Source organism: Propioniciclava sp. MC1683, from assembly GCF_014164675.1.
Taxonomy (GTDB): Bacteria; Actinomycetota; Actinomycetes; order Propionibacteriales; family Propionibacteriaceae; genus Propioniciclava.
In genome coordinates this window covers 1-19469 of record NZ_JACJFX010000045.1, presented here as the reverse complement: position 1 = coordinate 19469, position 19469 = coordinate 1, and the positions used below count along the sequence as shown (strand labels likewise).

Here is a 19469-nt window from a genome sequence, read left to right as displayed (position 1 = left end):
AACAGATGCCCTCCACCGTCCGCCGGTGGTCATTCCACGGACGGCCGCCCTTCGCGCCCCCACGCGGCATCAACGGCTCAATCCGCGCCCACATCTCGTCACTGAACTGAGGACTCCTGGTCACAAAGACAACCCTGACCCCCACCACCCAAATCAGTTACGCGACACGCCCTAGCCACTGCTCGTTGACGAACCACTCGTGGCAGCATGTTCCGCAACGCATGCGTCGCATACGCTCAAAGTCAACTGGTGGCTCGATCACTAGCTCAGCATTGCAGGAGCCCCTGACAATCTGCTGCCATTGGTCACTTCCAGCGAGTCCCGCCGCACCCCGAATGGGCACTCGCCAAGCATCCGCATCTGGCGCACGTGGGCGCCATCGGCCGAATCGCACGAGGTACGCAAGAGGGACGCGCGATCGGGCAGAGTCGAGGCATGGCCCAGAAGAACTACGCCAAGTTCGATGACCTGCCGCTCGGCGAGCTCATCCCGTTGACGGCCCTCACAGGGGACGTAGACAGGTACGGCGACTACGCCGAGGGCAGCTACTGCTCGACGTGCGGGAAGTACTCCTCCCGGCGCGCAAGAGCAGACCTTTGGATGATGCGACGCGAATGGGGTGGAACCTTCCATACGCGCTTCTACTGTCGGGATCACTTTCCCAGCTCCGACAATGGTGGCGATTCCAGCGGGAGACGGTCGAGGGCCGCCGAAGTCACTTGCACAAGTTGTTACCTCAGGACTCCGCCCGGCGACGAGTGCCCCAACTGCGGAGCCCCACTCCCCGCCGCATGAGCGACGGCGGCGTCGGCAGTTGTCGACGCCAGCAACGTCCGCTATTGCCGCTGCGAGCGTGTGGTCAGAGGTGGAGGTGCAGGCGCAGGGCGTCGTCGAGTTGGGTCAGCAGGTGGGTGGGAATCCGGCCAGTGACGGGGCCGATGCGTTCCACCGAGACCGAACGAACTTGTTCAGCTTGGGCTTTCGAATCCACGTGCAGGCCTGTTTCGTCAGCGGGGAGGAGGACCTGGAAGGGGTAGACCCTGGCGATGTTGCTGGTGACGGGGACCACGGTGACGACGCCACGCCCCAGCCTCGCCGCGGTGGCGTTGGCGTTGTCGTTGCTCACGATCACCGCAGGGCGACGCTTGTCCGCCTCTCCCGCGCGGGCGGGTTCCAGATCGACCAACCGGATCTCACCGCGGAGCATCAGCCATCCCGTCAGCCGCGGCGGAATCCCACGCGTCGGCGTTCCCGGAGTCTTCCCACTCCCGCCAGGCTGATTCGTAGGCGGACTGGAGTTCTGGGTCGCCGAGTAGCCTGATCGCCTGCTGGATGGCCGCGGAGCGCGACTTCAGGCCGGCAGCGTGGGCGTACTTGTCCAGGGCTGCGACCTCGCTCTCGGAGAGACTCACACTCAACTTCACCTGACTCATGCGACCAGCCTACTACCAGACTTCCTACCACGGTAGCTTTACCGGATCTGCCGCGCTTGGTGTGGTCCTGGCGAGGCGAGTGTGAGGCGGGGTCGGTTCGGGTTGGCGAGCCTATGTCTGGGCGTCGAGGAACCGGGCTACGGCGGTGGCCAGTTCGCGGGGGTGGGTGAGCGCCAGGTCGTGGCCCGCCCCCTCGATGGTGACGCTCTGGGCTGCCGGGAAGAGGGTTGACACCCAGGCCTGGGTTTGGCGAAACCACGGCCCACTCTCGGTTCCTCCCACATACAGCACCGGGACGGTCACCCGCGCAGCCTGGTCGGGGCCATACGCCCAGGAAACGAGGGCGGGAATGTCCCGGCTGAAGAAGGCGTCGGCGTCCCGTTCGATCCGGGCCACCGATCCTGGCAGCAGTCCCTCCTGGCGGGGACGCCAGTCCGAACCCACGAGCATGGTCATGAAGGCTTCCAGCGTGACGGCCACCCCCTCGCGTTGGTAGAGGTCCAGCAGGTGGTGGTTCGCCGCCAGGAACTCGGGGCCGGCGGGAACGTGCCGGGGCGGCGGCTCCACGATCGTCAGGGAGCGGACCGCGGCCGGGGCCCGTCCGGCGAGTTCGAGGGCGACCGCTGCCGAGTAGCTCACTCCGATCACGTTGGCCGGTGCGGCGTCCAGCGCATCGAGGACGGCGAGGCAGTCCCGCATGTCGGTGTCGATCGAGGCGGCACCACCGACCGCGGTGCTCGCGCCGTACCCGCGGCGGTCGAATGTGATGACCCGATACCGGTTACGAAGCAGGTCCTGGCGCATGAACGGGACCAGTTCGTCCACGGAGAGTGCAGTCTGCACCACCAGGACCGGATCCCCCGACCCCTCGGCACTGGCCGCCAGCAGCCCCCCGGCCACCGGAACCCATGTAGGCGTCATGGGTCCAACTGTGACACCCAACACCGCGGGCAGGAATACCGGCGGCCACGCAACTCAATTGGCGCCTGCCGGGTGGGTTCAGTCGCGGCCGAAGCGTTGGAAGGCGGCCTGTCGGGTGGTGTCCAGGGCCGCGCCGATGACCGTCCAGGAGTCACCGGCATCCCGGGCAGCCTTCACGGCATCGCGGAGTTCCTGCTCGGCATCCGCGATCGCCTTGCGGGCAGCGAGGATCCGTCGGAAGTGCACGGCGTCGCGTGCCGGCTGCGTGGTCGGGTCGAGCTGGTCCAGCCCGGTGGTTTCACTGCGCGTCTTGATCGTCATCGTGTTCACCTCACCTCAGGTCGTCGTAGAACTTGGGTCGCAGGAGATCTGCATGGATGATCCGGGTCGGGTCTCCGGCTGGCACGGCGACCAATCCAAGCAGCCGGCCTTGTCGGTCGGCTCCGATCACGAGTAGCCGTTCATGTCCGGCGTACTCGTACTCGACGAGCCGGATGGCGTTGCCCACGCGTGGTCGATGTCGGCGTCCGTGATCCCGTGCTTGCGCGCCGAATCGCGGATCTCCACACGTCAAGGATACCTTGACAACCCAACGATCCGTCAAGGCCACCTTGACATCCGGATCTGCCGCCCCTGGGGCTGGTTGACCTGGTCTCGGACACCGTGGCCGACCTTGTGGCAGAAGGTGAGGCCGTCTCCGAAAGGGTGTCACCCCACGGGGTTCGGACCGGAGTTGGTCGTGTCAACGCCCCGGGGGCGGCGGAGGGAGGAGATCGTGCCGACGGCCGCGAGCGCTCCGTCACGCAAGGCGCCCGCCACCGGGCTCTGCACTTGGCCAAGTCGCCCGACGCGGCGAGAGGCGCTCACCAGTCGCGTCGTGGCCGGTCGCCGCTCTGCATCGTAGGCCGCCAGCGCCGTTGTCACTGAGTCCGCCGCGTTCAGATGCTGGGCCAGCGCCCCGGCGTCCTCGATCGCGGAGCAGGCACCCCGCCCGAGGTTGGGCGTCATTGCGTGGGCGGCGTCGCCGAGCAGCGCGACGTGTCCGAAGGCGAAGGGTGCCAGTGGTAGGGCGAGATCGTGGGTGTCGTGCTGCAAGAGGTCCGTCGTCGCCGCCAGGATGGCCGGGATCGGAGTGTGCCAGTCGCCGAAGGCGGCACGGACGGAGGCCAGGTCGTCCCTGTGACGTGCGGGCTGGTTGGCAGTGGCGTACCAGTAGATGCGGCCGTCGACCAGTCGAGCGAACCCGAACCTGCGTCCCCGCCCCCAGGTCTCCCCGCCGGCCTCGTGGGTTTCCACTTCCGCCAGACCCCGGTAGGACGTGTACCCCGCGTACAAGGCTCCCCTGTAGCGCGGGTGTAGCGCGCCCCGGACCGTGCTGTGGATACCGTCTGCCGCCACGACGAGGTCGGCGCGCAGTTCCTCGGCAGCGCCCCGGACAGTCACTCCGGTAGCGTCAGGGTCCACCCCAGTGACGGCGAACCGCGTCCTGACCGTGATGTGTGGACCGAACTGGTCGGTGATCCGGTCGTACAACTGCGCACGGTGGATCATGACAGGCGACCTGGCGCCGAGGTCCGTGCCCCGGACGACCCAGCGGCCGCTCGCCAACCGCATCCCCAAGGCCCCGGGCGCGGCGTCCGCCTCAACACCACGCACGCCCAGTCGACCCAGCACGGCGACCGCCGAGGGCCAGATCGACAGTCCGGCACCGACCTCGCCGGTCGTCTGGGCCCGCTCCAGAATGATGACGCGCCACCCCACCTGCTGCAGGGCGACCGCCGCCGCAGCCCCGCCGATCCCGGCGCCCACCACGACCGCTGTCCGCATTCCGCTACTCTATGCCTGTAGAGTGCGAGTGGGAAGAAGGGTCACGTGAAGAAGGCTGTCGTGCTCGGTGAGGAGCGGCGGGACGCGATCGCGGACGCCGCCATCCACCTCGTGGCCAACCGCGGGCTGCGTGGGTTGACCCATCGCGCGGTGGACGCCGAGGTCGGGCTGCCGCCCGGCTCGACCTCGTACTACCTGCGCACCCGCCAGGCCCTGCTCGCCGCCTGCCTGGACCGGTTGCTGGCCCTGGACGAGAGTGCGATCCTCCCGGCGAGCCCGGACGTGTCGGTGCTGGACGTACTGGTGGCCGGGGTCGTTCGCATCGCGCGTGACCGTCCAGAGAGGCCAATCGCGCGATACGAGTTGGCGCTCGAGGCCACGCGCCAACCCGAACTCCGTGCGCTCATGGACCAGCAGGCCCTCCGCCTCCGCACCGCTCTGGCCCGCCTGCTCGACGGGGCCGGTATCCCCGACGCTGAGGACGCCGCGTGGCCCGTTGCCGCCATGCTGGATGGGTTGATTCGCGACCGGGTCTCCGGCCTCAGCGCCACGCTGTCCCAGTCCACCTACGAGGCGTCAGTGCGACGCTCTGTCACGGCGCTGCTCCGCGGCCTCGCCCTCACACCCTGACGCCCTGCCAAAGGGAGGGTACGAGTTCCTTGTCGAGCAAGGTGAGACCACGTGCCCTACTGAGCGTGGGCGAGGCGCTCTGCCTTTAGCGACTCTGCTTCCTCGTGAGCCACTTCGGCCAAACGATCGGACACGCGAGCCAGCGCCTCTTCGAACGCTTCGGCGCGCAGAAGTGACTTCTTGTTTCCGGGGCGCGCGGCACCGCGGCCACCCACCTCGGAAACTCGCTTGGCGCCTTTGCGACGGTAGTTGCCGACGTGCTTGTTCCGCGCTTTGCGCACGCGCTTGTGCAGCACCAGCAGCTCGTCTTCGCTGAGCTCGGACATTCGTTCTGGTTCGATCTCACGAATGAGGTCTAGCTCAGAGCGTTTCAGGACCCACAGGTACTCATCCACGGTTTCACCGTAGCATCGCGGCGGCGGCCAGCTCGTGTGGGGCCGAACGGCCAGTTGAGTGGCATCCGGGCGATCCTGACATCCCGCCGCTGCGGCCGGCGGCGTCCCGGCGGACGCCATCGACACGGCGCCCGCGAGGGCGAGGGCGAGGGCCAGGCTGACCCCACGGCCAACAATGGACTGGCTCATCCCCTCCACTCTCGCAATACCCTGCCAGGCCGCTCGTCAGAGGTAGACGAATTTGTCTACATTGCCCACGCTGGTGGTATGGCCGAGACGACGATGATCTGTGCGGTCCGGGGCAGTTCAGTGTGACCCAGGGCCTGCCGGGCGAGCACGCCCACCGCTGCGGCACGCCGGTGTTGCAGCGGCGTGTCGGTGGGTAATGTCTTCGCGATGGCGCCCAGCGCTTGGTCGAGGTCGAGCCCGTCCGCGGCTCCTACACGGCCCCAAATGTCGCAGTGGCCGTCTTTGAACCCGGCCACGATCATGGTGCGGGCCCCGGCTGCTTCGCGTTCACGCTCGGCGGCCAGGGCGGGATCGGCCAGGAGGATCCAACCGTCGACCCGGCCACGGACCCTCGACCAGGGTTGCATGGTGAGCGCGATGGTGCACTGCCGGTCGACGAAGGCGCACGCTGCGGCGTCCAGGCCCGCCAAGACGCACGCTCGGGCGACGCGGGCCGCTTCGAAGAACCGCACGTCACCGTTGCACACGGCCTGCCACTGCCGGGGCCATCGGCTTCTGCCCGAAGGCGGTCATGAAACCTGCTCAGTACGGGGTTCACGTCACGGTTTGCTCAGTGCGGCAGGCTCTGGGCACCGGTGCACGGCGGCTCACCCCGACGCTCAACCCGACGCTCCGGCCGAGCTGGCTAGGTGTGGGTGGCGTGTTCGCGTTCGGCGTGGTCGAAGGGCTCAAGCTGGAAAGTGGAGTGCTCGACGCTGACGTCGAAGTGCGCGGCGACGCACTCCTGGAGGTCGCCGAGCATGCGGGCGGAGTGGCCGTCGTGGAAGCAGCTGTCGTCGAGGACGACGTGGGCGGTGAGCACGGGCAGGCCGGTGGCGATGGTGGAGGCGTGCAGGTCGTGGACGCCCTGGACGTGGGGGACGGCGAGCAGGTGCTTCCGGACGTCCTCGAGGTCCAGCCCGGGGGGTGTTGATTCGAGCAGGATGCTGCTCGCCTCGCGGAGGATGGTGACGGCGCGGGGGACGATGAGGGCGGCGATGAGCATGCCGGCGAGGGCGTCGATGCGGGTCCAACCGGTGAGGGCGATCACGATGGCGCTGATGATGACGGCCACCGACCCGAGGGCGTCGTTGACAACCTCCAGAAAGGCGGCGCGCATGTTGAGGTTGGCGCCACGTCCCGAACTGAGGACCATCATCGAGATGAGGTTGCCGAGCAGTCCGATGACGCCGAAGACGAGCAGGCCGGTGGCGGTGACGTCGGGAGGTTCGAGCAGTCGCCTGACGCCTTCGATGAACGCGTAGCTCCCCACGGCCAGCAGGACGGCGGCCTGCGCGCCGGCGGCGAGCACCTCGGCGCGGCGGTACCCCCAGGTCCGTTCGGGGCTGGGTGGGCGCAGCGCGAGTGAGGCCGCGAGCAGGGCGATCAGCAGGCCCGACGCGTCGACGAGCATGTGGCCTGCGTCGATGATCAGGGTAAGGCTGTTGGTCCACAGGGCGCCGATCACCTCGGCGACCAGGATCGTGGCGGTGATCGCGAAGGCGATCGCGAGCTTCGTCCGGTGGGTGTTGGGCGTGGCGTGGTGGTGGTTCTCCTACATCGACACGCAGATCACCCGTCTGGGCGGCCCGAACTTCAGCCAGATCCCCATCAACCGCGCCCACTGCCCGGTCAACGACATGTTCCGCGACGGGTTCCACCAACACGCGGTCCACGGTGGGGTCGCCCCCTATCGTCCCAACTCCCTGGATGGCGGCAACCCTGCCGAGGCCGGCGAAGCGGACGGCGCCTTCATCGACGTCCCGCAACCCGTGGCCGGCGAGAAGGTCCGCAGGCTCGCGGCCAGCTTCGACGACCACTTCAGCCAGGTGACACTGTTCGTTCGATCGCTGAGCGGTGTCGAGCGTCAGCACCTGGCGCGCGCCTACACCTTCGAGCTCGGCAAGTGCTACCAGGAGGCGATCCGCGTCCGCCAGCTGCAGTGCCTGGCCAACGTGGACGCCGATCTGTGTGCCCAGGTCGCCAAGGGCCTGGGCCTGACCGCGCCGGAGCCGACCATCGAGCCGGCCACGGACGTCCGTCCCAGCCCGGCGCTGTCGCAGGTCGGGGGCACGTGGCCGGTGACCGGACGCAAGATCGCCCTGGTCGCGGACGCCGACACCGCGCCCGCCCTCATCAGCGAGGCGAAGGAGGCCGTCACGGCAGCGGGCATGCTGCCGTTCGTCGTTGCGCCGGCCGGCGGGCATCTCGGCGACGTGGTCGTCGACCGGACCTTCCTCACGGCTGCGTCGATCGAGTTCGACGCCGCCCTGCTGTTGGCGGCCCCCGTCCCGGCACCGGACGCCGACCCGACCTTCGACGCCAAGGCGGGCCAATCGACCGACGGGAAACCGGTGGATCCACGGGTCGTGAAGGTGGTCGCCGAGATGTTCCGGCATTCCAAGGCGATCGGTTGCTCGCCGGACGCCCAACCTGTCCTTGCGGCTGCGGGTGTTCCCGCCGATGCCGCCGGCGTTGTGGTGGGCCAACCGGGCGAGTCCGTGGAACAGCTTGCACGGCTCCTGACCGAACACCGTGTCTGGGATCGGTTCGCAGCGGTGCCCGAGGAGGAACCTGCCGGGACGTGAGCCATCGGCGACCTGTGCGCGGGGCATCGGCGTCATCACCGTGGCGCGGGGAAGCGCGCAGGCCTACTGTGAGTCATGGAGATCACCCGCACTTCTCTCGACACGACCAGGGGATCCGCCGACTGGTTCACCGGGGATGTCTACCTGGATCCGGTCGCCGCTGCGCCGCCGCCGTCCCGCCTCACCGCCAACCTGGTCCACTTCCCGCCGGGCGCGCGCACCAACTGACACCTGCACGCGCTGAGCCAGACCGTCTACGTCACCGAGGGTGTCGGGCTGTGCCAGCGACGCGGGGGCCCGGTCGAGGTGATCAGGGCCGGCGACCGCGTGCTGTTCGAGGCCAACGAGGAGCATTGGCACGGCGCTGCCCCGAACCGCCTCATGGTCCACCTGGCCATCAACGAGTCCGACGAGCAGAACCCAGCCGTCCAGTGGCTTGAGCCGGTCACCAACGCGGACTACTCGGCCGCTCCACCGATCGACTGAAGCCGCGCCGCCGCTCCGCGAACGTCCGCGCGAACCACGGTTCAACCTGACCCGTCGCAGGGTCGACCCTCACGCCACCTCGGAGTGACGGACGGCGCGCCGGACGAGGTGGACTGCCACGGTCCAGGCGGCCACCGCGAGCAGGACGATGAGGTAGTCGGTCGGCTCGGGGAGCAGGTCGAGGCGGAACTGCCACCGCGCAAGGGGGATCACCGGTGCCAGGGAACCGAGGAGCGCCAACGAGATCGCCAACAAGGCGGTGCGGAGGCGTGGCTGGATCAGCACCGACAGGGTCAGCCCGGCGTACAGCAGGGTGTACGTGACGCCGAACTGGGCCACGCGGACATCATCGGTCCGGGACACCAGGGCCAGGTAGACCCCGAACGCGGCCACGCTCAGCAGGACGCCGGCCGGCACGACGAACCCGGCCAGGATGCTCAGGTAACTCCGGCTCGACACCGGGGCCGGCCGCGCCCACAGCGGCAGCAGGAGTGACGGGACGGTGATCGCCAGGATCGAGATCAGCGAGCCCTGCCCCGCCACATACGGGAAGCCCACCCCGAACAGGCGGACCATGCCGATGAGCAGGGCGGTGCAGACGACCAGCGACAGGTTGAGCTTCATCACGTCCAGCAGGCCGCGCACGATCGACTGGCCGCGGTGCAGCACGACCAGCAGCAGCCCCGGAGAACTGTCGGTCAGGACGATGTCGGCCACGCCGAGCGCGGCCTGCGCGCTCGCCGGCGGTGCCACCGAGAGCTGTGCCTGCTGCATCGCGGGCAGGTCGGTGAGCCCGTCGCCGACGACCGTCACCCGCTCGCCGCCGTCGCGGAGCTCTCCGACCACGTCGCCCATCTGTGCCGGTGTCAGGCCCCCGAACAGGCGGTACTCGCGCACCGCTGTCGCCCACTGGTCGCGTGGCAGCGCCTCGAGTTCGGCGCCCGACAGGCCACCGTTGGGCAGCAGGGCACGCTCGTCCTCCTCGGACAGTCCTGCCGCGCGCAGCGCCGCGAGCACCTCGACGGGTGCGTCCCTGGCGAAAACCTTGAGGTGGACGCCGGAGGCCTGGAAGGCGCGGACCACACCCATCGCGTCGGGGTGGAGGTGGCGTCGGGGTTCGATCACGCACAGGGGGACGAGCCCTTCGGGGAGGCGGGGGTGGCCGTGTGCGTCCACCAGCGTGGTGTCGATCGGGCCGCGGGCCAGGACCAGCGCCTCGTCGGACGCCCCCGATCGTCCGAGCAGGGTGGGCTCGGCCAGCACGTACAGGAACGGGTCGTCGGGGTCGTCGAAGGCCACGGCGAACCAGCCCAGTGTGGCGAGGTGGGACGCCTGGACGAGGATGGCGCGCTCCTCACCTTCGCAGGAGCGGGCGTACAGGTCGACCAGCGGGCCACGCTCCGTGGCGCTGAGGGCGATGTCGCCAAGGGTTCGCCTCAGTTCCGCGATGCTCGGCCAGGCGTCCGGATCGTCGGCCGCACCGTCGTGCCGCTCCGGTTCAGCCGGGGGGAGGGGCTCGACCCTCAGGTCGGTGCCCGAGAGCAGGTCCACCTCGGTGAAGCAGATCACCGTCGATTCGGCCAGCAGTTCCACCGAGCGGGCGCTGTGGACCACGGCACCGAGCCGGGCCAGGTCTGCCGTTCCGGTGGCGTAGGCCACCACGATCATCAAGTACAGGCCGGTGGGCAGCAGGGAGAAGATGACCGGGGCAGCGTCCACGAACGCGTCCCCTGGCTCGCCCACGTCGAGGCGGAAGTACTTCGCCAGCAGGATCAGTGCGTACACCGACACAATGACGAGCAGGCCGCTGAGGATGCGCGCGACCAGCCGCTCCAGCGGGGTGGGGCGGGACGCCAGAGCCGTGCGCTGGCTGAGTTGAGCCTGGATCAGGCGGTCGGCGCCGACGCGCTGGGCGATGTAGCGCCCGCGCCCCGAGAGGCAGACGCTGCCGGCCAGCACCTCGTCCCCGGCCTGGACGCGCTCCCAGCCGCGCTGGCCGGTGACCTGGGCCGTGTCGACCAGCATGGCGCCGGCCCCGGTGACGATTCCATCGACCTGGAACTGGTCGCCGGGGTAGATCACGATCAGGTCTCCGGGCACGATGCGGTCGCTGTCGATGGCGCGGGGACGCCCGTCCCGGATCACCGTCGACCTGGTCCGGCCGGCCTGGCGCACGGCGTCGAGCCGCTTGGCGGCGAGGGACTCGTGGACGTTGCGGATCGTCGTGGAGAACCCGAGCAGCAGCAACGTCACGCCGGCCCCGATCCACTCGGAGAGGAGCAGCAGGATCACTGCCAGGCCGACCATGTTCAGGTTGAACACCGTGAAGATGCTCTCGCGACGAGCCTGCTGGAGGGTGCGCAACGGCTTGAGGTTGGTGGTGTTCTCCTGGCCGGCCTCCAGCCGGGCCTGGGCCTGGGCCTCGGTCAGGCCGGTCGCTGATTCGGCCACGGGGTCACGGGGCCGGACGGGACGCGAGCAGATCGAGACCCAACCGGAACGACAGGAACCGCGCAGCCTTCTGCCCGCGGACGCTGTTGCCCTGGGCGTCCAGCCGCGGCGCGTACGTGCCCAAGCCGCCCTTGCCGGGGGAGACGGTGACGATCCCACCGCCGATGCCGCTCTTGGCGGGGAGGCCGACCCGGTACAACCACGCGCCCGAGGTCTCGTACAGGCCCGCGACCAGCATCACCGCCAGGACGTGGTGGCACAGCTCGGCCGGCATGACGCGTTCGCCGGTGAGGGGGTTCACCCCACCGTCGGCGAGGGTCGCCCCCATGACGGCGAGGTCGTGCGCGGTCACCGACAGCGCGCTCTGCCGGGTGTACAGGTCGAGCGCGTCGTCGGGCTCCCCGGCCAACCGCCCACGGCTGTTCAGCAGCCAGGCGATGGCGCGGTTGCGGTCGTTGGTGGCGGACGCCGAGGCGTAGACCTCGTCGTCCACGGTCAGCGGGCGCCCCGCGAACGCCGACAGCCCGTCGCGAATGGCGGCCCAGCGCTCGTCGGTGGTGGCGCCGGGAACCAGCGCCGTCGTCGCGATCGCGCCGGCGTTCACCATCGGGTTGGTGCGGCCATCGGGGCCGGCCTCGACCGCTTCGAGCGAATTGAAGGGGAGGCCGGTGGCGTCGACGCCGACGAGTTCGTCGAGCCGATCCGCCCCGAGGGCGCGGGCGGCGAGCGCGAACACGAAGGGTTTGGCGACGCTCATGATCGTGAACGGGGTGGTCACGTCCCCGGCCTCCCACGCCGTGCCGTGCACGTCGATCAGGCTCACGCCGAAGGCGTCGGGATCAACACGCTCGAGGGCCGGGTAGACGGTGGAGGGTTCGCCGTCGCGAGCGTCGCTGAACCGCGCGAAAGCCTCCTGCACCGCCGCCCCCACATCGGGGGCGGCGGGCAGGTGCCCGGTCGAGACGAAACCAGAGGACGGCATGGGGTCAGGCGAGCTCTTCGGCCAGAGCCTTCTCGTCCTCGTCGGACAGCGAGGTCTGCAGAACGGTGCCGCCGAACTCCGACATGCCGGCGGCGAACTTGTCTTCGGTCAGCTTCGAGGCCAGCACGACCACGGCCGCCTTGCCCGGCTCCAGCAGGCCGTCCACCCGGGCCCGGAAGCCCGCGTTGATGCCCGACTTGCCGAGGCGTCCGACCAGCGCGCCCCACAGGCCGCCGACGAGGAGGCCGACGCCGGGGACCAGGAACAGCAGCCCGATGAGCATGCCCCAGAGGGCGCCGGACGCCGCGGTCGCACCCACGATGCCCTTGGCCGGGGTGTCGACGTGCTTCTTGCCGTCGTCGTCGACCCGGACGACAGCGAGGCCGGCGAGGTTGACGATGTGGTCGCGCTGCAGCTTGACGACGCGGTCGTGCGCCTGCTGCGCCACTGCGTGGTCGTCGTAACCGATGATGATGAGCTCTGACATGTGGTGCCTTCCTCTCAGCCCGGTGCGATGTGCGCAGGGGCTCTGTGCGCCCCATCCTTCAGGCCGGCGTCCGCGTGGGCATCACCCGGCACGGGTGATCCTGTGCGGGCGCGACCAAGGGATGGTTGAGGATGCTTGGCAAGGACACATGACCGCGTAGGAGGGGAGGCGCCATGAGCGCTGACGGAGGCAAGGGGCGCTGGCAGGAGCTCGCGAAGAACCCGCGGATCTGGCTGGGACTCGCGATCGCGGTACTGGCGATCGCCTTCATCCTGCAGAACCGGGACTCGGTCCAGGTCGACCTGCTGACGTTCCAGTTCAGCGCACCCCAGTGGGTGACGTTGCTGGTGGTGTTCCTGGCCGGCCTCGCCACCGGCCTGCTCTGGAGCCGACGGAAGCGCTGAGGTCAGAAGCCGAGCAGTCGTGCCTTGGCGGCGGTGAACTCCGCTTCGGTGAGAGCCCCCTGCTGGTGCAGGGCCGCGAGGCGTTCGAGTTGAGCGATGGTGTCCTCGGCCGGGGGGGCGGGCGCCGCCACCACGACGGTCGGCTGGGGAGGTTGCTGGACCGGCACCCGCTGCTGGGCCTTGGCCTGTTGACTGGCGGCCACATTGCCCGACACGCGGGTCGCCGTGCCGGCGATGACGGCTGTGCGGGCGGCGGTCCCGATGAGGCCGGGGCCTCCACGACGTGGACGGATCACAGTTGCTCCTCAGGTAGACGGTTGGTCGAGCGGTTCGTGGTCAGGTGAGGTTCCGGTCGGCGAGCTCGTCGGCCAGTGCGGCCTCGACAACCTCGGCCGGGATGCGCTGATTGTCGACGAGGACGCCGCCGGCCGCGCGCACGGCGTCCGTGAAGCGTTGCGCCCACAGGTTCTCCCACACGACGATGATCGCCGAGGTCCCGGGTTCGAGGAGGTCGGCCTCGTGGTCGAGGTCCTCGGTGCTGACCAAACCTTCGATGTCGTGGTCGAGGTCGGCGAACGCCGCGGCGGCGTCCGCCGGAAGGTCGTCGAGTTCGAACGCGGTGACCTGGCCGTCGGCCTCCTTGCGGACGAACACGAGGTCGATGATGTGCACGAGTTCGTTCTCCACCAGAGCGGTGAGCGCCGGGACGATGTCACCGGTGATCCTGGTGTCATCGAACGCGAACAAGGCGAACTCCACGGGTGCCAGGGGCATGGGAGGGGTCCTTTCCGACAGCGATGTTGGCCCCATGGTTGCGCCGCCCCGGTGCTCCGGGATCACCCGGAGGGGGTGGCCCGTTCGTCGGGCGAGCCGAGTCCGACTCGGACGGTCATGTCGAATCAGGCGTCGATGAGGCCGTGGCGCACGAAGGCCTCGTGCACGCCGCCTTCCTCGGGCGGGGAGGTGACCTCGTCTGCTGCCTCCCGCACGTGCTGCCGGGCGTTGCCCATCGCGATGCCGACGCCGGCGTGCCGCAGCATCTCCAGGTCGTTGTCGCTGTCGCCGATCGCGAGGGTGTCCCGGCGTGCGATGCCCAGATGCTCGATGACCTGCTCGATGCCGGAGGCCTTGTGCACGCCCGCCAGCTGGATCTCGCCGATGGTCGCACCGGACAGCGGCACCGACGACGCGATGACGTCGAAATCCGCGGCGAAGGCGTCACGGATCTGCGCGAACGTCACCCCTGGCCCGTACACGAACACCACCTTGCTCACCGGCACGGTCGGCGGCTGCTCGGTCACCACAATCTCACCGAGGTAGGCGAAGAGGCCGCCCTCCAGCTGGGCCAGGGCGACGGCGTCCGGCACGGCACCGCGCAACAGTCCGCGCAACCGCGCCTGGATGCCCGGGGTGCCGAAGAGCCCACCCGCACCCTCGAAGAAGTAGTCGAGCCCGTGGCGTCCGAAGAAGTCGATGACCTGCCGCACCTGGCCGGCCTCCAGGCGCCGGTGCAGCAGTTCCACCCCGCCCACCTCGACGTAGGCCCCGGCCCCGCCGACGAGGCCGTCGAAGCCGATGTCGGTGACGTCGGGCCACAACTCGGAGCGCGACCGCCCGGTGCACAGGAACACCAGGTGCCCGTTCGCGCGGGCCGCACGGACGGCGTGCCGCGCACTGGCGGGGATGCGTCCGGAGTAATCGACGAGTGTCCCGTCGACGTCGAGGAAGACGGCCCGGCGGATCACCTCACCGACGCCTGAGGGGCCGACGCGGCCGACGGGAAGGAGCCGTCGTGGACGTCGGCCGCTCGGATCAGCGTTCTGCGCGGGCACCACCCCATGATGAACGCGGCCCAGCCCGCGGGAGATCACCCTGGGCGGGTGGAGGGGGCCGTGGACCTCGGCGAGGCACTCCGGGGGGACGTGCTGGGAGGAAGTCACGAGCCCTGCGCCGCGACGAGTTGCGCGGCACCGAAGACCGCTTCGTCGCGATGCGCCGGGCGGCGTCCGTCAGGTTCCGGACGAGCGGACCTCGCCGAGGACCTTCTTGAACAGCACCATCGGCAACAGGATGGCTGCGATGAGCACGCTCAGCCAGACGATCAGGGGAGCCAGCACCCACGTGGTGAGGCCCTCGATGCGCAGCCCTGCTGAGAAGGTGTGGGCGAGGAAGAGGCCGAGGAAACTCGTGACGAGTGCGATTCCGCCGCGCAGCGCGGGGGCGTGGCTGATCGCCATCTTCAGCACGAACGGTCCGAGCAGAATCTCCACGGCCGTGAAGACGATGACCGTGAGGATGAAGCCGAAAGGTTGCACGTTGAACCCCGGCAGGACGAGCGCGGTGACGAGTAGTCCGATCGCGTTGCCGATGAGGTGCAGGGCTGTGGAAGCCAAGAAGCGAAGCATGCGGTTCCCCTCAGGATCACGGCCGCGTGGACGACGCGCGCATCATCTCACAGGAGGACAGGAAGGCTGAACGTGAAGAACGCCGCCACGACGAAGGCGACGCCACTCAGCACGACGGTCAGGCGCTGGGCCCTTCGGCCGGAGATCTTCGACGAGATGCCGGCGAGGAACAGCACCGACGCGTGGAGCAGCGCGGCCAGGACGTAGTTGTCCTGGGTCTGGCCGGCCCGGTCGGCCTCGAGGGACGCCTCGGTCGCGACCTCCCGGAACCGATCCGCCTCCACGTCGGCGGCCAGTTCGTAGTCGGAGTCGAAGGGCGTCCCGGCGGGGAGTCCCCCCTCAGCCGCTGTGCCCAGCCACGCCTCGAACACCGGCACAAACTCCTGACGGAAGTGCGCCCGGATCTCGTCGGCCACCCGAGTGTTGCCCTCCACCTCGGCCTGGAACCAGTCCGAGAACAGCAGGATGTCGGTGGTCAGCTGCCGGTTCGCCACGTCGGATGCCGTCACCGAGTCGACGCGCGCGACCGTCGAGGCCCGGGTCGCCGAGGAGTACGCCGTGCCCCACCGGGTCGCCTCATAACCGGTCCAGGCGGACAACAGCGTGGTCAGGGACAGGATGATCGCCGCCGTGAACATCCACCGGTGGAGGACGTGCTGTCCCGCACCGTCCGTCTGCTCGCTCATGGCGTATCCCCTCCGCAGTGGTGTGTCGACACTCCGCATCATGGCGGACCCGGGCCAGTTGCGCCCCGCGTACGCTCTAGGAGCGCGCACAAGGAGGCGACCGTGTTCAACATCACCGTGGGGATCCTCGCCATCATCGCGGGGCTGATCTTCTGCTTCCGCGGCTACCTCGCCATGCGAACGGTGATCGGGCTCTGGGCCGGGTTCGTCGGCTTCGGGGTCGGCGCCACCCTGTTCGCCTCGATCACCCAGCAGGGCCTGTTGACGGGCCCCTTGTCGTGGGTCGCGGCGATCGCGGGCGCCCTGCTCCTGGCCTGGCTGGCGTACGCGTTCTACGCCGCGGCGGTCATCATCACGATGGGTTCGGTCGGCTACGCGCTGGGCACCACGGTCGCCGGCCTGCTCGGGCTGCCCGCCTGGATGTACCTTCCGGCCGGGGTGGCCGCAGCGTTGCTGCTGGTCGTCATCGCCCTGGTCACCAACCTGCCGGCGGTGCTGCTCATCGTCGTCGCTGCGATCGGGGGCGCCTCAGCGATCGTGACCGGCGTCGCCTTCCTGGTGGGCCTGGTGCCCGCAGGGAACCTCGACCCCGACGTCGTTGCCCCGCTCATCGAGGACCACACCTGGTTGGCGGTGGCCCATCTCGTCCTGGTCATCGCCGGCATTGTCACGCAGTTGCGTCGCCGCTCCACCGCCAACCTCCGCGCGAGTTATCCATGACGGAGGTGGAGGGGCTCAGGCTCCACGGCCGCTTCGACGAGCGCGATGGGCCGGTCATCGTGCTGCTGCACGGCATCAACAGCGACGCTTCGTCATGGCGCGGACCGTGATCGACACCATCGGCCCCGGCCACGTCGGCGCGGCCTGACCCTTCGCGGGGGATGCGGCCGGGCGCCTTGATCGATGTGATGGCCGGATGGTTCCCCTCCACGTAAGGATCAGCCTGCGAGGCGAGCTGGATGACGCCGTTCGCGAAGAACTCGAGGGCTTCGTCGATCGTCCCCTGCCGGGCGGCCAACTCCTGTGCGGGACGGTGCCCGACCACGCGGCCCTGCTGGGAGTGCTGCAGCGGCTGCATTTGGCAGGCCTGGTCGTGGAGGACGTGGAGCACCTCCACCATGTGGAGCTGGAGGCAGGGCAGGCGGTGGCACGAATCCAGGTCGGCGGCTCTGTGGCTGACTACCTGTCGGAGGAATTCGCCACCGCGGTGTGCACCGAGTCGACGAGAACCACGATCGAGGTCAGGGTGCCCGACCAGACGGCGTTCTTCGCGGTGATGTCCCGCCTCGAAGCCCTCGCCCTGCAGGTGCTGGAGGTCCACTGTCGACTGGAGGTCGTGCCCCACCATTGATTTCACCGTACCGACGAGTCCTTCAGGGGGTGTGGTCATGGGCTCCCCAGATGGTGTGACCGGTCTGGCGGCCGCACGAATTTCCGTCCCTCAGCCTCCGTCGTCGATGCTGATCCGACCGCACCTGACCCGGCTACTCGATGAGGCGACGCGGCGTCCCCTCACCATCGTCACCGGCGGTCCGGGCACAGGCAAGACCACGGCCGTCGCCGAGTGGACGCGTGATGGTGTCTTCCCGGGGCCGGTGGCGTGGGTCTCGCTCGACCGTTTCCTGTCCACCCCGCATCGGGTCTGGGCAGCCATCGCCGCAGCGCTGGAGTCCGCGCTCGGCGTGGAGGCGTTGGGGTCGTTGCGGCCGCCGCGCGACGTCGACGAGGAGTTCATCGAGGCCCTGTCAACCCGTCCCTGGGGCCATGAGGTCGTGCTGGTGCTCGACGACACCCACGAGCTGCCCACCGAGGTGCTGGGCGGCCTTGACCAGCTGCTGCGGAACCCTCCGGCGGGACTCCACACGGTCCTCATCTCACGACACGTCCCGGTACTGTCGCTGCACCGCCACAGGCTCGCCGGTCGGCTCACCGAGGTACGCAGCGTCGAGCTCGCCTTCACGCGGGAGGAGATCCGCCTCCTGGCCACCGACGCCGGTGTGGCCCTCGACGAAGGCGACGTCGACCACCTGCACCGCGCGACCGACGGGTGGGTGGCCGCCGTGCGGCTGGCGATGCTGCTGTTGGTCGCTGCAGAGGACCCCAAGCGGACGCTGGCCGCGTTCAGTGGCGAGCAACCCCTGATCGCGGGCTACCTCGCCGAGGAACTGACGCGCAGCGTCAGCGCCGAGGTCATCGACGTTCTGACCCTGACCAGCGTCACCGACCGCATCTGCCCCCCCCCTGGCCCGGGCCCTCGTGGGCGCCGAAGCCCTGCCGCACTCGCTGCGGGCCACGTGGGGGAATGTCCCGCTGATGGTGGCGCTGTCAGACACGGGGTGGTTCCGTCACCACCCCCTTCTACTGCAGCTTCTCCGTTCCAGGCTGCGCGAGGAACACCCCGAACAGATCGCCGGCCTGCACGCCCGGGCGAGTGCCTGGTTCGAGAGCAAGGGGGAGTGGCTCACCGCCCTGGACCATGCCATCGAGAGCGGAGACACCGCGCTCGCGATCCGGGTCGGGCTTCGCTCGGCGACGGCCGAATTCCATGCCGGTGGGCGGGAACCCCTCGCGGCCGCCATCGACAGGATCCAGGCCAGCGGCCCGGCCGACCAGGCTGAGCTGCTGGTGCTGCGCGCGATGGGCGCCAAGTGTCGGCGGGAGTACCAGACGGCGACGGACCTACTGGCCCGCGCTGCGCTCCTGCTGGGCGACCTTCCCGAACCTCGGCGCTCGATCGCGATGTTGAACGTGCGGATCATCGAGGCCGCGCTCGCGCGCGTGTCGGGGGACGGAGACCGGCTGCTGGGTGCGGGTCTCGCCGGGGCATCGCTGTTGGCCGGGCTGGAGGCCGAGGATGCTCCCGGTTGGTCGAACTTCCGCGGCGTGCCTTCCGCCTTGGTTGGGGTCGGATACCTGTGGTCGGGCCGACCGGCCGCGGCGGCCGCGTCCCTGTCCGAGGCGCGCCTGGCCAACGCCGGTGGTGCGTTCAAGGAGTATGCCGAGCTCACCCACGCCGCGCACACGGCGCTCGCTCTGGTCGTCGGCGGTGACACCGCGCGGGCTCGTCCGATGGCAGAGGGGGTCATCAGCGCCGCCTCCGGCCGGGGCAGCGCCGTGGCTCCCGAGACGGCGCAAGCCTGGCTGGCGCTGGCACTCATCCTCCAGCAGGAGGACCAGCGCGCCGAACTCGAACGGGTCCTGACGTCCGCAGAAGAGGCGGCGGCCCACGCGATCGATCCCTTCGTGGACGTCTTCCTCCACGTCATCCGGGCGCGCCACCTGTGGTTGCTCGGCGAGGTCGCCGGCGGGGCACGCCAGGTGGCTCAGGCGCGCGGCGTTCTAGGAGCCTGCTGAACAATCTGTCCGCGTGCCGGCAGGTCTGACGGGTCGTGGGCTGGAATTGTTGGGTTGTGCAGGGTGAGTCGAGTCCGCAGCGGGATGTGTTGGACGTGGAGTCGCTGGCGGGGCATTTGTTGCCGGCTGGCAGCGTGTTCCGGTTCTTGGCCGAGCACCGGCACCGCCTGTTCCCGGACGCGTTGTTCGCCG

Annotated in this window: 28 protein-coding genes and 1 pseudogene; 11 read left to right on the top strand and 18 right to left on the bottom strand. The window is 69.4% G+C overall.

Features of this window, described 5'->3' with window-relative positions:
- Positions 1–435: 435 nt before the first annotated feature.
- On the top strand, positions 436–795 hold the full coding sequence (locus H5397_RS15990; RefSeq protein WP_182818664.1) for a hypothetical protein: 360 nt from the start codon (positions 436–438) through the stop codon (positions 793–795).
- 64 nt (positions 796–859) lie between these two features.
- Here the strand turns inward: H5397_RS15990 and H5397_RS15985 are convergent, their stop codons facing one another.
- The 6 genes from H5397_RS15985 to H5397_RS15960 all read right to left on the bottom strand — a co-directional run bounded on the left by H5397_RS15985 (position 860) and on the right by H5397_RS15960 (position 4181).
- The gene (locus H5397_RS15985) at positions 860–1207 is read right to left on the bottom strand and encodes a type II toxin-antitoxin system PemK/MazF family toxin (RefSeq protein ID WP_131170284.1); all 348 of its coding nucleotides are present in this window, start codon (positions 1205–1207) and stop codon (positions 860–862) included.
- The gene (locus tag H5397_RS15980; RefSeq protein ID WP_220492351.1) at positions 1194–1433 is read right to left on the bottom strand and encodes a ribbon-helix-helix domain-containing protein; all 240 of its coding nucleotides are present in this window, start codon (positions 1431–1433) and stop codon (positions 1194–1196) included. The genes H5397_RS15985 and H5397_RS15980 overlap by 14 nt, the downstream gene beginning before the upstream one ends.
- Before the next feature lie 111 nt (positions 1434–1544).
- The gene (locus H5397_RS15975; protein ID WP_182818662.1) at positions 1545–2354 is read right to left on the bottom strand and encodes an alpha/beta fold hydrolase; all 810 of its coding nucleotides are present in this window, start codon (positions 2352–2354) and stop codon (positions 1545–1547) included.
- Positions 2355–2432: 78 nt separating this feature from the next.
- A complete protein-coding gene (locus H5397_RS15970) occupies positions 2433–2675 on the bottom strand; it encodes a hypothetical protein (protein ID WP_182818660.1) in 243 nt (80 codons plus the stop codon).
- A gap of 10 nt (positions 2676–2685) precedes the next feature.
- Positions 2686–2862, bottom strand: coding sequence for a hypothetical protein (locus H5397_RS15965; RefSeq protein WP_220492350.1), 177 nt, complete (start codon positions 2860–2862; stop codon positions 2686–2688).
- Between the two features lie 200 nt (positions 2863–3062).
- Positions 3063–4181 (bottom strand): FAD-dependent monooxygenase, encoded by a 1119-nt coding sequence (locus H5397_RS15960; protein ID WP_182818659.1) that lies wholly within the window; start codon positions 4179–4181, stop codon positions 3063–3065.
- A 45-nt stretch (positions 4182–4226) separates the two neighbouring features.
- Between H5397_RS15960 and H5397_RS15955 the strand changes: the two genes are divergently transcribed.
- Positions 4227–4811 (top strand): TetR/AcrR family transcriptional regulator, encoded by a 585-nt coding sequence (locus tag H5397_RS15955; protein ID WP_182818658.1) that lies wholly within the window; start codon positions 4227–4229, stop codon positions 4809–4811.
- 56 nt (positions 4812–4867) lie between these two features.
- On the opposite strand, the gene H5397_RS15950 is transcribed toward H5397_RS15955, so the two are convergent.
- From H5397_RS15950 to H5397_RS15940, 3 genes are all read right to left on the bottom strand, one after another.
- Positions 4868–5206 carry a hypothetical protein gene (locus H5397_RS15950; RefSeq protein ID WP_182818656.1) on the bottom strand — a complete coding sequence of 113 codons (339 nt, stop codon included), beginning with the start codon at positions 5204–5206 and terminating at the stop codon, positions 4868–4870.
- A gap of 245 nt (positions 5207–5451) precedes the next feature.
- Positions 5452–5907 (bottom strand): hypothetical protein, encoded by a 456-nt coding sequence (locus H5397_RS15945; protein WP_182818655.1) that lies wholly within the window; start codon positions 5905–5907, stop codon positions 5452–5454.
- A 173-nt stretch (positions 5908–6080) separates the two neighbouring features.
- Positions 6081–6902 (bottom strand): cation diffusion facilitator family transporter, encoded by an 822-nt coding sequence (locus H5397_RS15940; RefSeq protein WP_309224388.1) that lies wholly within the window; start codon positions 6900–6902, stop codon positions 6081–6083.
- 22 nt (positions 6903–6924) lie between these two features.
- Here H5397_RS15940 and H5397_RS15935 point away from each other — a divergent pair, with 22 nt between their 5' ends.
- From H5397_RS15935 to H5397_RS17765, 3 genes are all read left to right on the top strand, one after another.
- A complete protein-coding gene (locus H5397_RS15935) occupies positions 6925–8022 on the top strand; it encodes a catalase-related domain-containing protein (RefSeq protein WP_220492349.1) in 1098 nt (365 codons plus the stop codon).
- Positions 8023–8097: 75 nt separating this feature from the next.
- On the top strand, positions 8098–8250 hold the full coding sequence (locus H5397_RS17770) for a hypothetical protein (protein WP_220492348.1): 153 nt from the start codon (positions 8098–8100) through the stop codon (positions 8248–8250).
- Positions 8251–8253: 3 nt separating this feature from the next.
- On the top strand, positions 8254–8508 hold the full coding sequence (locus H5397_RS17765) for a cupin domain-containing protein (protein ID WP_220492352.1): 255 nt from the start codon (positions 8254–8256) through the stop codon (positions 8506–8508).
- A gap of 69 nt (positions 8509–8577) precedes the next feature.
- Here H5397_RS17765 and H5397_RS15925 read toward each other — a convergent pair whose 3' ends face one another.
- Genes H5397_RS15925 through H5397_RS15915 form a run of 3 tightly spaced genes read right to left on the bottom strand, consistent with a single transcriptional unit; the run spans position 8578 to position 12428 of the window.
- Positions 8578–10959 (bottom strand): hypothetical protein, encoded by a 2382-nt coding sequence (locus H5397_RS15925; protein ID WP_182818652.1) that lies wholly within the window; start codon positions 10957–10959, stop codon positions 8578–8580.
- A gap of 4 nt (positions 10960–10963) precedes the next feature.
- Positions 10964–11941: a glutaminase A gene (gene glsA / locus H5397_RS15920; protein ID WP_182818650.1), complete on the bottom strand. Its 978-nt coding sequence runs from the start codon at positions 11939–11941 to the stop codon at positions 10964–10966.
- 4 nt (positions 11942–11945) lie between these two features.
- The gene (locus H5397_RS15915; protein ID WP_182818649.1) at positions 11946–12428 is read right to left on the bottom strand and encodes a DUF1269 domain-containing protein; all 483 of its coding nucleotides are present in this window, start codon (positions 12426–12428) and stop codon (positions 11946–11948) included.
- A gap of 173 nt (positions 12429–12601) precedes the next feature.
- On the opposite strand from H5397_RS15915, the gene H5397_RS15910 reads away from it, so the two are divergent.
- Complete coding sequence (locus tag H5397_RS15910; RefSeq protein ID WP_182818647.1) at positions 12602–12832, top strand: LapA family protein; 231 nt, start codon at positions 12602–12604, stop codon at positions 12830–12832.
- Positions 12833–12834: 2 nt separating this feature from the next.
- Here the strand turns inward: H5397_RS15910 and H5397_RS18970 are convergent, their stop codons facing one another.
- The 5 genes from H5397_RS18970 to H5397_RS15885 form a co-directional block, all read right to left on the bottom strand.
- A complete protein-coding gene (locus H5397_RS18970) occupies positions 12835–13128 on the bottom strand; it encodes an SHOCT domain-containing protein (protein ID WP_182818646.1) in 294 nt (97 codons plus the stop codon).
- Positions 13129–13168: 40 nt separating this feature from the next.
- Positions 13169–13606 carry a DUF6325 family protein gene (locus H5397_RS15900; protein WP_182818644.1) on the bottom strand — a complete coding sequence of 146 codons (438 nt, stop codon included), beginning with the start codon at positions 13604–13606 and terminating at the stop codon, positions 13169–13171.
- 125 nt (positions 13607–13731) lie between these two features.
- Positions 13732–14664, bottom strand: a complete 933-nt coding sequence (locus tag H5397_RS15895; RefSeq protein WP_182818642.1) for an HAD hydrolase family protein — start codon at positions 14662–14664, stop codon at positions 13732–13734.
- A 177-nt stretch (positions 14665–14841) separates the two neighbouring features.
- Complete coding sequence (locus tag H5397_RS15890; protein ID WP_182818640.1) at positions 14842–15237, bottom strand: phage holin family protein; 396 nt, start codon at positions 15235–15237, stop codon at positions 14842–14844.
- 47 nt (positions 15238–15284) lie between these two features.
- Positions 15285–15923 (bottom strand): hypothetical protein, encoded by a 639-nt coding sequence (locus H5397_RS15885; protein WP_182818639.1) that lies wholly within the window; start codon positions 15921–15923, stop codon positions 15285–15287.
- A gap of 102 nt (positions 15924–16025) precedes the next feature.
- Between H5397_RS15885 and H5397_RS15880 the strand changes: the two genes are divergently transcribed.
- The 4 genes and pseudogenes from H5397_RS15880 to H5397_RS19230 form a co-directional block, all read left to right on the top strand.
- Positions 16026–16643, top strand: a complete 618-nt coding sequence (locus H5397_RS15880) for a DUF4203 domain-containing protein (protein ID WP_182818637.1) — start codon at positions 16026–16028, stop codon at positions 16641–16643.
- Complete coding sequence (locus H5397_RS18690; RefSeq protein ID WP_182818636.1) at positions 16640–16753, top strand: alpha/beta fold hydrolase; 114 nt, start codon at positions 16640–16642, stop codon at positions 16751–16753. Before H5397_RS15880 ends, H5397_RS18690 begins: the two co-directional genes overlap by 4 nt.
- An 86-nt stretch (positions 16754–16839) precedes the next feature.
- Positions 16840–17274, top strand: coding sequence for a hypothetical protein (locus tag H5397_RS15870; RefSeq protein WP_182818635.1), 435 nt, complete (start codon positions 16840–16842; stop codon positions 17272–17274).
- 37 nt (positions 17275–17311) lie between these two features.
- Positions 17312–17737 (top strand): annotated as a pseudogene (locus H5397_RS19230) (AAA family ATPase); the annotation flags it as partial.
- 60 nt (positions 17738–17797) lie between these two features.
- Here the strand turns inward: H5397_RS19230 and H5397_RS15865 are convergent.
- A complete protein-coding gene (locus H5397_RS15865; RefSeq protein WP_182818633.1) occupies positions 17798–18058 on the bottom strand; it encodes a hypothetical protein in 261 nt (86 codons plus the stop codon).
- A gap of 121 nt (positions 18059–18179) precedes the next feature.
- On the opposite strand from H5397_RS15865, the gene H5397_RS15860 reads away from it, so the two are divergent.
- The gene (locus H5397_RS15860; RefSeq protein WP_182818632.1) at positions 18180–19277 is read left to right on the top strand and encodes a hypothetical protein; all 1098 of its coding nucleotides are present in this window, start codon (positions 18180–18182) and stop codon (positions 19275–19277) included.
- Positions 19278–19469: the final 192 nt, after the last annotated feature.

What these genes read in the sequence shown, in the direction of transcription:
- H5397_RS15970 (WP_182818660.1), bottom strand. Translation starts at nt 2,675, where the DNA reads ATGACGATCAAGACGCGCAGTGAAACCACCGGGCTGGACCAGCTCGAC.
- H5397_RS18690 (WP_182818636.1), top strand. Translation starts at nt 16,640, where the DNA reads ATGACGGAGGTGGAGGGGCTCAGGCTCCACGGCCGCTTCGACGAGCGC.
- H5397_RS15890 (WP_182818640.1), bottom strand. Translation starts at nt 15,237, where the DNA reads ATGCTTCGCTTCTTGGCTTCCACAGCCCTGCACCTCATCGGCAACGCG.
- glsA (WP_182818650.1), bottom strand. Translation starts at nt 11,941, where the DNA reads ATGCCGTCCTCTGGTTTCGTCTCGACCGGGCACCTGCCCGCCGCCCCC.
- H5397_RS15915 (WP_182818649.1), bottom strand. Translation starts at nt 12,428, where the DNA reads ATGTCAGAGCTCATCATCATCGGTTACGACGACCACGCAGTGGCGCAG.
- H5397_RS15870 (WP_182818635.1), top strand. Translation starts at nt 16,840, where the DNA reads ATGGTTCCCCTCCACGTAAGGATCAGCCTGCGAGGCGAGCTGGATGAC.
- H5397_RS15985 (WP_131170284.1), bottom strand. Translation starts at nt 1,207, where the DNA reads ATGCTCCGCGGTGAGATCCGGTTGGTCGATCTGGAACCCGCCCGCGCG.
- H5397_RS15885 (WP_182818639.1), bottom strand. Translation starts at nt 15,923, where the DNA reads ATGAGCGAGCAGACGGACGGTGCGGGACAGCACGTCCTCCACCGGTGG.
- H5397_RS15980 (WP_220492351.1), bottom strand. Translation starts at nt 1,433, where the DNA reads ATGAGTCAGGTGAAGTTGAGTGTGAGTCTCTCCGAGAGCGAGGTCGCA.
- H5397_RS15975 (WP_182818662.1), bottom strand. Translation starts at nt 2,354, where the DNA reads ATGACGCCTACATGGGTTCCGGTGGCCGGGGGGCTGCTGGCGGCCAGT.
- H5397_RS15900 (WP_182818644.1), bottom strand. Translation starts at nt 13,606, where the DNA reads ATGCCCCTGGCACCCGTGGAGTTCGCCTTGTTCGCGTTCGATGACACC.
- H5397_RS15910 (WP_182818647.1), top strand. Translation starts at nt 12,602, where the DNA reads ATGAGCGCTGACGGAGGCAAGGGGCGCTGGCAGGAGCTCGCGAAGAAC.
- H5397_RS15990 (WP_182818664.1), top strand. Translation starts at nt 436, where the DNA reads ATGGCCCAGAAGAACTACGCCAAGTTCGATGACCTGCCGCTCGGCGAG.
- H5397_RS17770 (WP_220492348.1), top strand. Translation starts at nt 8,098, where the DNA reads ATGGAGATCACCCGCACTTCTCTCGACACGACCAGGGGATCCGCCGAC.
- H5397_RS15960 (WP_182818659.1), bottom strand. Translation starts at nt 4,181, where the DNA reads ATGCGGACAGCGGTCGTGGTGGGCGCCGGGATCGGCGGGGCTGCGGCG.